The sequence below is a fragment of the Acinetobacter sp. ANC_7504 genome, assembly GCF_056779995.1.
This window is the reverse complement of sequence record NZ_JBWYIZ010000002.1, coordinates 96,675-110,460: the sequence shown is the minus strand read 5'-3', so window position 1 is coordinate 110,460 and position 13,786 is coordinate 96,675. Positions and strand designations below refer to the sequence as shown.

12 protein-coding genes are annotated in these 13,786 nt (G+C 40.2%); 8 read left to right on the top strand and 4 right to left on the bottom strand.

What is annotated here, in order from left to right; all coding sequences use genetic code 11:
• Positions 1 to 71: 71 nt before the first annotated feature.
• Together AC1M9F_RS04425 and AC1M9F_RS04420 are read left to right on the top strand one after the other, a co-directional pair.
• Positions 72 to 821: an outer membrane protein OmpK gene (locus AC1M9F_RS04425; RefSeq protein ID WP_092766621.1), complete on the top strand. Its 750-nt coding sequence runs from the start codon at positions 72 to 74 to the stop codon at positions 819 to 821.
• 95 nt (positions 822 to 916) lie between these two features.
• A complete protein-coding gene (locus tag AC1M9F_RS04420; RefSeq protein WP_179999697.1) occupies positions 917 to 1,423 on the top strand; it encodes a GNAT family N-acetyltransferase in 507 nt (168 codons plus the stop codon).
• A gap of 31 nt (positions 1,424 to 1,454) precedes the next feature.
• On the opposite strand, the gene hpxO is transcribed toward AC1M9F_RS04420, so the two are convergent.
• The gene (gene hpxO / locus AC1M9F_RS04415; protein ID WP_481597169.1) at positions 1,455 to 2,612 is read right to left on the bottom strand and encodes an FAD-dependent urate hydroxylase HpxO; all 1,158 of its coding nucleotides are present in this window, start codon (positions 2,610 to 2,612) and stop codon (positions 1,455 to 1,457) included.
• A 212-nt stretch (positions 2,613 to 2,824) separates the two neighbouring features.
• Between hpxO and alc the strand changes: the two genes are divergently transcribed.
• Both alc and AC1M9F_RS04405 read left to right on the top strand, forming a co-directional pair.
• Entirely contained in the window at positions 2,825 to 3,832 is a 1,008-nt protein-coding gene (gene alc, locus AC1M9F_RS04410; protein WP_481597168.1) for an allantoicase, read from the top strand.
• Positions 3,833 to 3,925: 93 nt separating this feature from the next.
• A complete protein-coding gene (locus tag AC1M9F_RS04405) occupies positions 3,926 to 4,423 on the top strand; it encodes an ureidoglycolate lyase (protein WP_481597167.1) in 498 nt (165 codons plus the stop codon).
• A 68-nt stretch (positions 4,424 to 4,491) separates the two neighbouring features.
• Here the strand turns inward: AC1M9F_RS04405 and AC1M9F_RS04400 are convergent, their stop codons facing one another.
• The 3 genes from AC1M9F_RS04400 to AC1M9F_RS04390 form a co-directional block, all read right to left on the bottom strand.
• Positions 4,492 to 4,893 carry a nuclear transport factor 2 family protein gene (locus tag AC1M9F_RS04400; RefSeq protein ID WP_481597166.1) on the bottom strand — a complete coding sequence of 134 codons (402 nt, stop codon included), beginning with the start codon at positions 4,891 to 4,893 and terminating at the stop codon, positions 4,492 to 4,494.
• A 108-nt stretch (positions 4,894 to 5,001) separates the two neighbouring features.
• Positions 5,002 to 5,922 carry a response regulator transcription factor gene (locus AC1M9F_RS04395; RefSeq protein ID WP_180028395.1) on the bottom strand — a complete coding sequence of 307 codons (921 nt, stop codon included), beginning with the start codon at positions 5,920 to 5,922 and terminating at the stop codon, positions 5,002 to 5,004.
• Positions 5,923 to 5,925: 3 nt separating this feature from the next.
• Positions 5,926 to 9,402: a hybrid sensor histidine kinase/response regulator gene (locus tag AC1M9F_RS04390; protein WP_481597221.1), complete on the bottom strand. Its 3,477-nt coding sequence runs from the start codon at positions 9,400 to 9,402 to the stop codon at positions 5,926 to 5,928.
• 202 nt (positions 9,403 to 9,604) lie between these two features.
• On the opposite strand from AC1M9F_RS04390, the gene urtA reads away from it, so the two are divergent.
• The 4 genes from urtA to urtD all read left to right on the top strand — a co-directional run bounded on the left by urtA (position 9,605) and on the right by urtD (position 13,785).
• Entirely contained in the window at positions 9,605 to 10,843 is a 1,239-nt protein-coding gene (gene urtA, locus AC1M9F_RS04385; protein ID WP_179999684.1) for an urea ABC transporter substrate-binding protein, read from the top strand.
• Between the two features lie 80 nt (positions 10,844 to 10,923).
• Positions 10,924 to 11,844 carry an urea ABC transporter permease subunit UrtB gene (gene urtB, locus AC1M9F_RS04380; RefSeq protein ID WP_481597165.1) on the top strand — a complete coding sequence of 307 codons (921 nt, stop codon included), beginning with the start codon at positions 10,924 to 10,926 and terminating at the stop codon, positions 11,842 to 11,844.
• Positions 11,845 to 11,863: 19 nt separating this feature from the next.
• Positions 11,864 to 13,030, top strand: a complete 1,167-nt coding sequence (gene urtC, locus AC1M9F_RS04375) for an urea ABC transporter permease subunit UrtC (RefSeq protein ID WP_481597164.1) — start codon at positions 11,864 to 11,866, stop codon at positions 13,028 to 13,030.
• A complete protein-coding gene (gene urtD, locus AC1M9F_RS04370) occupies positions 13,027 to 13,785 on the top strand; it encodes an urea ABC transporter ATP-binding protein UrtD (RefSeq protein ID WP_092766538.1) in 759 nt (252 codons plus the stop codon). Before urtC ends, urtD begins: the two co-directional genes overlap by 4 nt.
• Position 13,786 lies beyond the last annotated feature (1 nt).

The window sequence follows — 13,786 nt, the reverse complement described above, 5'->3', positions numbered from 1 at the left end:
TTCATCCACTTTTGGCTTTATTTTTGCAAAAGAATCGTTATTCTGTTACCGCTTTCTCTGGGGATTCTTTTATGAAACTTAATCAAATCGCAGCACTTTGCGCCTTAGCTTCTACAGCAGCGTTTACTCAAGCAAGTCCAATTGTTTGGCAAGATTTCAGCCTAACTGGTCTTTATGGCGATAACTACCTAAACCCTTTCTCTCAACAAGAAGGTGAACGCTATACCATCACTGCTGAATATGCTGCAAAGCTTAAGTACTCGGATGTTTTCTTTTTCGTCGATCAACAATGGGGCGGAAAAGATGGTGATTCAACTTATCTTGAATTAGCTCCACGATTAAGTTTAAGTGAAGTTTCTGGCCAAAAACTAAGCGTTGGTCCAATCAAAGATGTATTGATTGCAACGACTTGGGAACACAACGCTGGTTATAACAACAATACTGAGTTCAATAACTTCTTGTATGGCGTAGGCTTTGCTTTAGATATTCCTTACACGCAATATGCAAATATTAACTTCTATCGAGTTGACAATGACTTGACTGAAGATGACTACCAAATGACGATCACTTACGCTGTTCCATTCAAGCTAGGCAATGAAGAATTCTTGGCAGATGCATTCCTTGATTGGTCTACAAATGAAGGTCCTGGTCATGCGAGTGAATTGAACTGGACAAGCCAATATAAATGGAATGTTGGTAAACATATCTCTCCAAAAACCAAATTGTATGTAGGTGTTGAACACTCTGTCTGGAACAATAAATTCGGTCAAAAAGGTCAAGACCAAAACGATGTAAGCGCATTGGTTAAATATCATTTCTAATTGATATTTATAATAAAAAAGCAAGACTAGTGTCTTGCTTTTTTTATGCTCAATAATCAAAATAAAGTTATAAATACTGACGATTAGAATAAAAAATGTCTTTTAAAATTCGTTTCGCAACTGAACAGGATTTAACTCAAATCCAAGATATTTACAACGATGAAATTCTGAATGGTTTTGCAACATGGAATGAGCAAGATCAAGACATTTATTATTATCAGAATTGGTATCGTCAGCATCTAATAGATCATTTCCCTATTTTTGTGGTTGAAAACGAACTCACCCAACAAATTGCAGGTTATGCTGAATATAGTACATTTAGAGCGATCAGTGGTTTTAGACAAACTGTCGAACACTCTGTGTATATTCATCCCAATTTTACACGTTTGGGTTTAGGCAAAGCTTTACTCCAACATTTAATTCAACACGCAAGCCAACATAAAATTCATGTCATGATCGCTGCTATAGATCATGAAAATTTTGCATCCATCAAATTACATGAATACTTTGGATTTAAACAAACAGGCTATTTACCTGAAGTCGGACAAAAATTTGGATCTTGGCGCAATCTCGTCTTATTCCAACTGAATCTAAATACTTAAAAAGGGCATTTAGCACTTTTAGTTGAAATCTTTAATCCAAAGGATTTCCAACAATATTACTGATAATACCTTTCATAATATGAGGTCCTTGTTCTTTTCTTAAGTCCTCATACCATTCACGAGTAATCGATTCGTCTTTCATATGCGTCACATCACAACGTTTACGCGCTCTCAATACCATTTCAGCAGTGCGTTCATTACGTTTGTTTTGATAACGTCTTAAAGCATCCTGAATTCCCAGTGTATTAATCTGTAATGCCCGAGCCAAATAAATGGCATCTTCCATCGCTTGGCAACCGCCCTGCCCAATATCAGGTGTTGTACTATGTGCTGCATCGCCAACAATCACCACTCGCCCTTTATAGAAATCTGCAAATGGTTCTATATCATGGATTTCAACACGATTGGTTCGCTGTTCATCAATAGCATCAATCAATGTTTGTACTGGCGGACACCAACCGTCAAAATATTGTTTTAGTAATTTTTTATACTGAGTACGATCATTTTCCAAACCTAATTCAAGTGGTACATCAAAGAAGAAATAAAAACGATTACCTGCGACTGGCATTAAAGAAGCTCGCTTCCCTTCTCCTACAAAGGTGGTCCACTGATCAGCAGGTGCCAGCGACTCAGAAATTTCGACCAACCCATTCCAATTCACATAACCTGCATAACGACGCTCAACTTGCTCACCTAAAACATAGGCACGCGTGATCGAATGAGTGCCATCCGCGCCGACCAATAAATCCGTGGTTATTTGTGTTCCGTCAGCAAAATGGATTTTGACGTCATCACCTTGATCCTCAAGTCCGATCATTTTTTTTGCAAGATGAATATCTTCACGTCCAAACTCATCCATTAACATATTTTGTAATTCAGCGCGAGAAACAGGATAAGGTCGCTGCCCGACTTCTTCAATCAATGGATATAAACTAAATTGCGTCATGACATCACCCGTAAGCCCATCGACATAAGCAAGGTGATCCATTTTCCCACCAAGTTGAGCGACTTGATCCGTGAGTCCTAGATAGTTCAAACATTTCACACCATTTGACCACAATGAAATCGCAGCACCCACGGGTAAAATTTTTTCAGTTTGTTCATATATTGAAACTTGATGACCAAATTTCTTCAGCGCAATTCCGGTCGTTAATCCTGCCATTCCGGCACCAATAATGGTGATATTCATTTTTACTTCCACAATTTTTTTTGCTTTAACCCACTGCTTAAAGCGAAAAACGTGCCATTTCCACCAATATAGCGCTACATAAGTGCAAGGTTGGCACATGCTGTGCATTCTTTTTAAAGCCCTTAAGCAGATGCGACATAACAACGCATTACGATTCTAAGAATGCATTCTTTTGATAAGAATCAAGTTTTAAAGTAATAATGGAAGATGACATGGCAACACTATTGGCACCGGAATTTGAAATCCCTACTCATTTACAGCAACTTACTAACCTTGCAGATGCCCGAATTGGTGCAAAAGTCACAACATGTTCTGATGATTTTTTTGCTGAAGCTCAACGTATGCTTCAGTTTGATGCGCCTATCTTTGTAGAAGGTAAATTTGATGATCATGGCAAGTGGATGGATGGATGGGAAACCCGTCGTAAACGTTACAGTGGTTATGATTGGGCGATTGTTCAGTTAGGTGTTGCAGGTAAAATTAAAGCACTCGATATTGATACCACTTTTTTTAGTGGTAATTATCCCGCTTCTGCTTCAGTAGAAGGGTGTTATGCACCAAATGAAAACTTAGATGATGCTGAATGGCACCAAATTTTACCAAATAGTATATTGGGACCAAGTCAGCACCATGTCTTTGAAGTTTCAATGAATCAGATCTTTACCCATCTTCGTTTAAATATTTTTCCAGATGGGGGTATCGCACGATTCCGCGTATATGGTGAAGTCAGCGTTAAAATCCAAGATCAAAGCCAAACCCTCGACCTGCTTGCACTTGAAAATGGTGGACGTGTTATTGCCTATAGTGATGCACACTTCGGACATCCACGTAATCTGATCAATCCAGGACGTGGGGTTAATATGGGTGATGGTTGGGAAACCGCGCGCCGTCGTGCACCCGGTTTCGACTGGTGTATTTTAGCTTTAGGGCAAGCTGGTCACATTGAAAAGATCGAGATTGATACAGCCCACTTTAAAGGAAATTATCCTGCTGAAGTGTCCATTCAAGCCATTTATATAGAAGATGCAACGGATCCTCAATTGATTCCACAAAGTATGTTTTGGCCTTTCTTATTAGATGCTCAACCAATGCAAATGGATCACATTCATAACTTTGTAAATGAAGTATTGGGACACGAAAAAATTTCTCATATTCGGGTGAATATGATTCCTGATGGAGGGATTAGTCGTATACGCCTCTGGGGTAAAGTGAATCCTTAGTTGAGCATTTGTTACTTTTAAAGTGATCTTATTTTGACTGCATTTTCGACTCAATTCTAAATTGAAAATGCAGTATCTTTTTAGCGAATTTTTATGATGCATACCATTACCCTACAACCTTTAACTTCCGAAAATTTTGCACCTTTTGGTGACGTCATTGCTTGCCAAGGAAATGATTATTTTCATATTAACGATGCGCATACAGAGCGTTATCATGCTTTAGTGACCACTGAAATTATTGGCGATGCCAAAGCCGGGATTAGTATTTTTCGAAATATTCAAAGTACCAATATTCCGTTCAAAATTTCGATGCTTGAACGTCATCCTCATGGATCACAAGCTTTTATCCCGATGCAGGGACAAAAGTTTTTAATAGTGGTTGCACCAGTCTTAAATGCGGATCAGCCCGATATTTCAAACCTGCAAGCTTTTATAACTAATGGCTCTCAAGGTGTAAACTATCGTACGGGGACTTGGCATCATCCACTTTTAACATTGGAAAGCCCGAGTGATTTTGCGGTGGTGGATCGGATTGGCAGTGGATCTAATTGTGACGTGTTTAAGTTTGATCAAATTGAAATATCACATTGAATCTGGTGCTTATGCATCTCAGTTATGCAGATCATGAGACCATCTAATTTTATGTCCATCTTTGACTATTATTTTACAACCAGGTAATCATTGTCATTCACCGATGTCGCATATTCTTCCATTCTTGAAATTAGTCCATTTTCAATGGTGTACTCTTGTACCCATTTTTGCTCAAATTCACCATCTTGACCATCAATCGTAAATTTTTCGCGTCCAAAAACCACTACTTTGTTACCTTCTTTGACCATACGTAAAATATCAAAGTATGCGACATGCATGGTTGTGAAATTGGTATTGAAGAACTGTTCTACACCCGTTTTTCCTTCAAATCGAATTGAAGGCAGTTTTTGTGAGCCATGGTGAATCAATACCGTATCCTCAGTTACTGTTGCAACAGCAGCCTGTAAATCTTGAGACCTAAATGCCTCAAACATTTGGTCTATGATTTGAAGTGAATTGATCATACTCATTTTATTTACTCTTTTTATCTTAGGATAAAAAGAGGTTAATGAAGGGAGAGTGAAAGATCACTATCAGCTGGTATAGCGATTTAAAGATTTTGCTAGAAACGATGAGTTCTATACGACTGCTTGATTTTGACAAGCTGACATCACATGTAACACCGCAGCAGTTCTCGTTTCCACAAACAGCTTCTCAAAAACGTGCTCTAAATGTTTATTGACGGTGCGTGGACTCAACTCCAAAATTTCTGCAATATCTCGGTTGGTTTTGCCAAGCGTTACCCAATGCATAACTTCAGCTTCACGTGGTGTTAAATTCGGACAAGCTTGAGCGATCTCTTCAACACTTGGCATGTGTGTTTGCTCTTTGATCTGAACCAAAACATGTTTAGGTAATTGTCCTTCTTTCAGCTTGGTCAATAAATTTAATTGTAATTGCTGATGCCCATGACCATATTGACCATGTAACATTTCTTCTTGATACGATTGCTGGAAAAGTGCTTTTAACCAATGATTTATACTCTTTCTAAAATGAGTAATATCAATTCCATGTTGCGTTAATAAACCTTGCACTACAGGTGTCTGCCAAATAATTTCCCCATCCATATTCATCGACAAAATTGCACTGCCTGTTGCATCGAGCATTTGTTTCTGTTGGTGCATTAAACGGGCTTGCAGTAAATGCGTTTTGACACGTGCTTGTACTTCATCGATATTCAGTGGCTTTGTCACATAATCTACGCCCCCGACTTGAAAGCCTTTTACAATATGTTCGGTTTCCGTCAAACCCGTCATAAATATGACAGGGATGTGCTCAGTCATTGGACTCGCTTTAAGCTGGATACAGGTTTCAAAGCCATCAATCTCAGGCATACTCCCATCCAATAAAATCATATCTGGCTGTGAACGGTGCGCAATTTCAATAGCAGTAAAACCATTGGTGGCAACTAAGACCTGATAGCCTGCTTGATCAAGACTTTCATGTAATAAACTTAGATTTTCAGGAATATCATCCACAATTAAAATACTTTCTAACATAGCTTAACTCCCTTCCAAATCAGATCTGATATCAGATAGGTGCTCGTGTAATCGTTGTAATGCACGTTGGGTATCGAAGCGTTGAATATCAAATTCTATGTGCTGCCATATAGAAGGATCACAGACATTGAGTTTCTTGCAAATTTCGAGCATCTCTTTGGCTCCACGGATATAACCAATACTCAAATAATCTTCTAGTTTGATTAGCGCTTGTTCTGGTGCTTCATCATCCTCATCAATTACGCTGACAGATAAAGCGTTGCCATCATGGTGTAAGGGTTCAACCTGTCTTTGAGGTTCTTCTGCGGCTTGATTCGGCTCATTCTGATGAAGCCAGTTTAAGCCTAATTTATCTCCAATCTTGTTCAGTAGCAGATTTAAGTCCACGGGTTTGACCAAAAAGTCTTCATTCAATACATCGGTTTCAGGGTTCTGCATTCGTTCATTGGCATCTGCGGAAATAATGATGATGGGAACATTGGTCATTTTATTATTTCTCAATAATTTCGCAGTTTCCCACCCTCCCATTAAAGGCATACTCAAATCCATTAAAATTAAATCTGGTCGAAACTCAGGGACTTTTCTTAGACATTGCAATCCCGATTCTGCTTCTTCAAGAATAAAGCCGAGAGGTTTAAGGAAATTTAAAACTAGTCCACGATCAGTTGCTTCATTGTCTACGACCAATATTTTACGGCGATGTCCCGTATAGCCAGATACCGTATTCGATGCGACATCAGCAATGGGATGAATGACCGACTTTGAAGGTAAATATAGTTTTATTTTAAAAATTGAACCGTTTTTTAACGTACTGCTTACCTTTAACTCCCCACCGAGAATATCCACCAATAGTTTAACAATTGGTAAACCCAAACCTGTTCCAGCAAAGCTACCTTGTACGACATTTTGTCCGCGCTCAAAAGGCTGGAATATTCGCTCTAGATCTGCTTCAGCAATCCCGCATCCCGTATCATGAATTTCAAAATATGCCGTCTGAAAGCGATAATCTACTCGAAATTTCACCTCTCCTTCGAGCGTAAATTTCAAAGCATTTCCCATTAAGTTGATAAGGATCTGTTCAAGTCTTTTTTTATCTATACGCACGTATTGTGGTATTTTTTCACTAATTTCGACCGTAAATTTCAGTTGTTTTTGTTGGAATTGTGGCTCAAACATATTCACGATTTGTTGGAGAAACTTCGGAAATTCAATATTCGACATTTCTAAAGAAATTTTACCTGTTTCAATCCTTGCAAGATCAAGTAAACCATCAATCAAGGACGTTAAATGCTGCCCACTACGACGAATCACACCCAGCGCAGCTTTTCCTTGTTCAGAGAGTTGTTCTTGTTTATTGAGTAACTGGCTATATCCTAAAATACTATTTAGAGGTGTTCTCAGTTCATGACTAATTCCAACAACATAACGACTTTTGGCCTCATTGGCTTTTTCAGCTTGAGTTCGTGCATCTTGTAATTGCCGATCTGTAATTTTATGCGCTTCAATTTCGTCCATGAGCAGTTGTGTTTGCATATTACTTTCAAGCTGAGCTTGTCGGCGACTTTCATCATTCAGCACCAACCACCATGCTGCAACACATAACAGTAAAAATAATACGGCATAAATTTTCACAAATAGCATCAGCAACTCATGCTGTTGAGTTGATCCAAATACTGTGCCGAATTTACTCAGTTCTTGTAAATAAACCAGACTTAAACTGACTGCCAATACCACACTCAGAACAAAGATCATCAAAATATAAAGACTCAATCTAGTATTGATGTATCTCAACCATTGGCGCGGTAGAAACCAAACTGCAAAATGCTTAAGTTGTACAGACCACCGTGCATGAGGCTTACATAAATCATGGCAACGAGCTTCTAAGGTACAGCACAAAGAACAAATAATATTGTTATAAGCAGGACAAGTCGCCATGTCAGCTGTTTCATACTCATGCTCACAAACCACACATCGTTGTGTCTCTATTGGTTTTAATGATTTATCTTCATGACGTGCGATGTAGTATTTGCCACGAGTAAAATAAGCAAGCATTGGGACACAGAAGATAGCTGAACCTAAAGCAATAAATCCTGCTAAGGATTTTGCGATATCACCAAATAATCCCCAATAGCATAAAATCGACAACAAGGATGCAATACATAAACTGCCAACACCGACTGGATTAATGTCATAGAGGTAAGCACGCCTAAATTCAATTCCTTTCGGGCTCAGCCCCAATGGCTTACAAATGACGAGATCAGCAACGATGGCACCCACCCATGCCAAGGCCACATTACTATAAAGCCCCAATACACGCTCCACCGCATGGATGACGCCTAGCTCCATCAACAATAGCGCAATAAAAATATTGAATACTAACCAGACCACACGTCCGGGATGACTGTGTGTTAAGCGTGCAAAGAAATTAGACCACGCCAATGAGCCAGCATAAGCGTTGGTTACGTTGATCTTTAACTGTGCGATACACACAAACATGACTGTAAGAAATAATGCAGCACCAGGGTGCTCAATGACTTGTTGGTAGGCGATCCAATATAGATAATTCGGATTGCTTAATTCATGATTCGGTACCATAAATTTAAGGGCGAGTACCATTAAAATCATGCCCATAAAAATTTTAATGAATCCCACCAATATCCATGCAGGACCGCCTAAAAATACCGCCCAATTCCATTTGTTTTGAGCATGTTTTTTGTCTGGCAAAAATCTTAAATAATCAGCTTGTTCACCAATCTGCGTAATCAGCGCAAACAAAACAGTGCAAGATGCGCCAAAAAAAGCCAAATTGAATCCTGCACTTTGACTTTGCGCGCCTTCTATTAGGGCAACTTCAGAGAGCAGAGTCGGATGCTTCACCAAAACAAAGCACCATGATAGTAATAATAAAAAAATCCATAATGGTTGGGTAAACGCTTGTACTTTATTAATAAATCCTATGCCTTTGATCACTAGGGGCAGAATAATAAGCGCAGAAATTAAATAACCTAGACTCAGCGGCACACCTAAACCAAGCTCAAGCGCCAAAGCCATGATAGCGGCTTCAAAAGCAAAGAAGATGAAAGTAAAACTGGCGTAAATGACTGAAGTTATAGATGAGCCGATATAGCCAAAGCCTGCGCCCCGTGTAAGTAGGTCAATATCAACATTGTATTTGGCCGCGTAATATCCAATAGGCCAACTGGTCAAAAAGATAATGATTGAAACGACCACTAAGGCCCAGAATGCATTGCTAAAGCCGTATTGCCATAACATGGTTGCACCAAGCGCTTCCATCGCTAGAAAACTGACTGCTGCAAGCGCTGTATTGGTCACCGTCCAAAGGGACCACCGTCTTACTGACCTCGGTGCGTAGCGTAGTGCATAGTCTTCAATACTCTCATCAACCACCCAAGTATTGTATTTACGGCGTGTATGAATCACCCGTTGCGGTGCTTGAGGAGTATTGCTAGATGAAACCATAAAGCTAGGCAATTTAAATAGACCCTTACAGTTAGCAAAATCTATGCCCAGCTTAACTTTCATCAAAAAACATTTTGAGGAACATCGATATACGTAAAGTGACGTATATGCTCATTTTTTAACACCCCTTAGGCTTAAGTCCATAGCAAGCGCAAACAATAAATCGCGCAATGGCCTTATCCACTTCATCAGGGGAACACCAATGACCTTAAAATCTAAAGTTAAAACATCTGGCTTACTCGCAGGACTACTCGCTGTTCCTTTTTTACTGGCACCTGTCTTGACCACTGCGAGTGCTCCAGCGACAGCAAAAGTAAATACAACCAAACTTAACGTAAATGATAAATTCGTCTATGTCGGTCAGCTTCATTCAGCGACGGGAACGATGGCAATCTCTGAAACAGGGGCCATCCAAGCAGAACGCTTAGCCATTGAGCAGATCAACAAACAAGGTGGTGTATTAGGTCGTCAGATTAAAATTGTTCAAGAAGATGGTGCATCTGACTGGCCAACTTTCGCTGAGAAAGCCCGAAAATTAACTGAAAAGGATCGTGTTGCAGCAATTTTTGGTTGCTGGACTTCAGCTTCTCGTAAAGCCGTATTACCTATTATTGAACGAAATAATTCACTTCTGTATTACCCAACATTCTATGAAGGTCTAGAACAATCTAAAAATGTGATTTATACCGGTCAAGAAGCTACACAACAGGTGCTTGAGTCTCTGAATTGGCTTGCACGTGAGAAAAAAGCCAAAACATTCTATTTGATCGGTTCTGACTATATTTGGCCACGTACCACCATGAAAATTGCCCGTACACACATTGAAAAAGTGTTGAAAGGTAAAGTCGTCGGTGAAGAATACTACCCGCTTGGCCATACGCAATTTGGTTCTTTAATTAACAAAACCAAACTTCGTAAACCAGATGCAATTGTCGCTGCCGTGGTGGGTGGATCAAACGTTTCATTCTATAAGCAAATGAAAGCTGCAGGCGTGACTGGCGATAAGCAAACACTGCTCACCTTCTCTGTGACAGAAGATGAATTACTGGGGATTGGTGGCGAAAATATGAAGGGTTTCTACTCTTCAATGAAATATTTCCAAAGTCTAAATAATCCAAGTAACGCAGCTTTCGTAAAAGCATTTAAAGCAAAATATGGTCCTAAAGCAGTAATTGGTGATGTGACTCAAGCCGCTTATCTTGGTCCGTGGTTATGGAAAGCCGCAGTTGAAAAAGCTGGTAGTTTTGATGTTGCCAAAGTTACCAAAGCCTCTCCAGGCATCGAAATGAAAAATGCGCCTGAAGGTTACGTGAAAATTGATGCCAATCATCATTTATGGAGCAAATCACGTATTGCACAAGTGCAAACCAATGGTCAATTCAAAGTGGTCTACGAATCAAAAGGTTTAATCAAGCCTAATCCATTCCCTAAAGGCTACTAAATCGACAGCACATGATCAGGAGAGCCCTCTCCTGATCTTTTCATTTCAAACCTATTATTTAAAGCTTGGAGGATGAGGCGATGGATTTATCTTTAGCTGACTTCGGTGCAATTTTTGCGATGCAAGGCTTTAATGGTCTTTCTGTTTTCTGTGTGCTGTTGTTAATGGCACTGGGCCTTGCAATTATTTTTGGGCAAATGGGTGTCATCAATATGGCACATGGTGAATTCCTCACAATAGGCGCGTATACCACATTTGTCATTTCAACCCTGACTGAAAGCTATTTTCCTCAATTGCTTCCCTATTATTTTATTGTAGCGATTGTGGCAGCTTTTCTGACAGCAGGCATTATCGGCTATATGGTCGAACGGCTCATGATTAGTCGGCTTTATCAGCGGCCACTCGATACTTTGCTTGCAACTTGGGGCTTGAGCTTAATCATGCAACAAGTGTTTCGCTCTACATTTGGTCCCAAAGAAGTGAGTCCAACACTACCTGATTGGCTTATGGGCTCTTATCAACCGACAGAGACGATTGATATTCCTATTAATGGCTTATTCCTTGTCGGTGTCACACTCACCGTGACCGCTTTCGTCTATTTCCTTATCTATCGTTCTCGCTGGGGCTTGCAGCTTCGTGCAACAAACCAAAACCGTTTCATGAGTGGTGCCGTTGGTATTAATACAAAGTGTGTGGACAGTCTAACATTCGCGTTAGGTTGTGGTTTGGCCGGTATTGCTGGTGCGGCGTTTACGACAATTGGCTCAACTGGTCCAACTGCAGGCTCTCTCTATATCGTAGACACGTTCTTGGTTGTGGTGTTTGGTGGAGCTGCAAGTCTATTAGGCACTATCGCTTCGGCTTTCAGTATTGCACAAGCCCAATCAATCCTAGAGTTCTTCCTGTCAGGCTCTGTTGCCAAAGTCATTACCTTAGCGACGGTCATCATCATTTTGATGTTACGTCCTCAAGGTTTGTTCTCAATCAAAGTTCGTAAATAGGTATTCAGGAGAGATTGATATGAGTAATCCAATGAATGCCTTGTTAGGCGGTAAAGAAGGTGCGATTGGACTGGCTATATTGGCAGTACTGATCCTACTTGTAATGCCCATGTTTTTAGATATTTTCCGTCTCAATTTAATGGGTAAATATCTTACGTTTGCCTTTGTCGCGATTGGTTTAGTGCTGTGCTGGGGTTACGGCGGCATTTTGAGTTTAGGTCAGGGTATTTTCTTTGGGATCGGTGGCTACTGTATGGCCATGTTCCTCAAACTTGAAGCTTCTGACATGCAATCCACAGCAGCTCAAACCACACCCGGTATTCCTGATTTTATGGACTGGAACCAAATTACCAGCCTACCAATGTTCTGGGAACCATTCCATAGTTTCACATTTACCCTATTCGCGATTGTAATTATTCCAATTTTATTGGCTTTTATTATTGGTTTTGCAATGTTTACTCGTCGTGTAGGAGACGTGTATTTCTCTATCATCATGCAAGCGATTGTGGCGATTTTGACAATTTTGATTATTGGTCAACAAGGCTTTACTGGCGGTATTAACGGTATTACTGATCTCAAGACATTACATGGCTGGGACATCCGTACGGATGAAGCAAAGTACGTTTTGTATTACATCAATGCATTGTTACTCATCGCAGTCATCATGATCAGTCGCTTTGTTCTCAGCTCAAAGTTAGGTCGCTTACTTTCTGCAATGCGTGAAAAAGAAGAACGTGTACGTTTTTCTGGCTATGACGTTTCAATGTACAAAGTCTTTATCTTCTGCTTTGCGGCAGTCGTTTCTTCCGTCGGTGGGGCAATGTTTACGCTGCAAGTCGGCTTCATGTCTCCAACGATTATTGGCATCGTCCCATCTATTGAAATGGTGATCTTGGCTGCAGTAGGCGGACGCTTATCACTGATTGGAGCTGTATATGGTGCAGTTTTAGTTAACCTCGGTAAAACTTACTTCTCTGAAGCATTCCCTGAAGTATGGTTGTACTTCCTTGGTGCATTGTTCATAGGCGTTGTGATGTTCTTACCGAATGGTTTAGCTGGCTTATATGAAAAATATGTTCGCCCACTTATCTTCAAAGATAAAAAAACAACGGCTTCGCCTACCCCCCATCAACCCACGGAGTCCAATAAAGATAGCAATGTTGAAGTAGAAGGAGGTATGAAATGAGTAAAGTCGGCGTAGAAATGGCAAAACCTGTACTTGTAATTGAAGACCTCACAGTCTCGTTTGACGGCTTTAAAGCCGTCAGCGATCTCAACTTCTATCTCGATAAAAACGAAGTTCACGTGGTGATCGGCCCTAATGGTGCAGGTAAAACAACAGTATTGGATTTGATTTGCGGTAAAACTAAAGCAACTTCTGGCACGATCAAATTTAATGATATTGAACTGACTAAGCTCAAAGAGTTCGAAATCGTTCGTAAAGGTGTCGGTCGTAAATTTCAAAATCCCAATATTTACGAAAACCTTTCAGTCTATGACAACCTCGAAATGTCTTTCCCACGTGGTCGTAATGTGTTTGGGGCTTTGTTCTTTAAGCGAACCAAAGATGTCGAAGAACGTATCCAAGAAGTCGCTTCAAAAATTTTCCTCACTGATTTATTACACACCTCCGCAGGCCTATTGTCTCATGGACAAAAACAATGGCTTGAAATAGGGATGTTGCTTATGCAAGACCCCGAGTTGTTAATGCTGGATGAACCTGTGGCAGGCATGAGTGTTTCTGAGCGCGAACAGACAGCACAACTGCTTCGTGAAATCAGTAAAGGACGCTCAGTCCTCGTGATTGAGCACGATATGGAGTTCGTAAAAACTATTGCAGATAAAGTGACTGTATTGCATCAAGGAAAAATCCTCGCAGCAGGAAAAATGGATGATGTGCAAAGTGATCCAAAAGTCATTGAAGTCTATCTCGGACACTAAG

Bases quoted from the DNA above. Each gene is read 5' to 3' on its own strand.
- AC1M9F_RS04425 (WP_092766621.1), top strand. From the start codon at position 72: ATGAAACTTAATCAAATCGCAGCACTTTGCGCCTTAGCTTCTACAGCA.
- AC1M9F_RS04420 (WP_179999697.1), top strand. From the start codon at position 917: ATGTCTTTTAAAATTCGTTTCGCAACTGAACAGGATTTAACTCAAATC.
- hpxO (WP_481597169.1), bottom strand. From the start codon at position 2,612: ATGAATATCACCATTATTGGTGCCGGAATGGCAGGATTAACGACCGGA.
- alc (WP_481597168.1), top strand. From the start codon at position 2,825: ATGGCAACACTATTGGCACCGGAATTTGAAATCCCTACTCATTTACAG.
- AC1M9F_RS04405 (WP_481597167.1), top strand. From the start codon at position 3,926: ATGATGCATACCATTACCCTACAACCTTTAACTTCCGAAAATTTTGCA.
- AC1M9F_RS04400 (WP_481597166.1), bottom strand. From the start codon at position 4,893: ATGAGTATGATCAATTCACTTCAAATCATAGACCAAATGTTTGAGGCA.
- AC1M9F_RS04395 (WP_180028395.1), bottom strand. From the start codon at position 5,922: ATGTTAGAAAGTATTTTAATTGTGGATGATATTCCTGAAAATCTAAGT.
- AC1M9F_RS04390 (WP_481597221.1), bottom strand. From the start codon at position 9,402: ATGGTTTCATCTAGCAATACTCCTCAAGCACCGCAACGGGTGATTCAT.
- urtA (WP_179999684.1), top strand. From the start codon at position 9,605: ATGACCTTAAAATCTAAAGTTAAAACATCTGGCTTACTCGCAGGACTA.
- urtB (WP_481597165.1), top strand. From the start codon at position 10,924: ATGGATTTATCTTTAGCTGACTTCGGTGCAATTTTTGCGATGCAAGGC.
- urtC (WP_481597164.1), top strand. From the start codon at position 11,864: ATGAGTAATCCAATGAATGCCTTGTTAGGCGGTAAAGAAGGTGCGATT.
- urtD (WP_092766538.1), top strand. From the start codon at position 13,027: ATGAGTAAAGTCGGCGTAGAAATGGCAAAACCTGTACTTGTAATTGAA.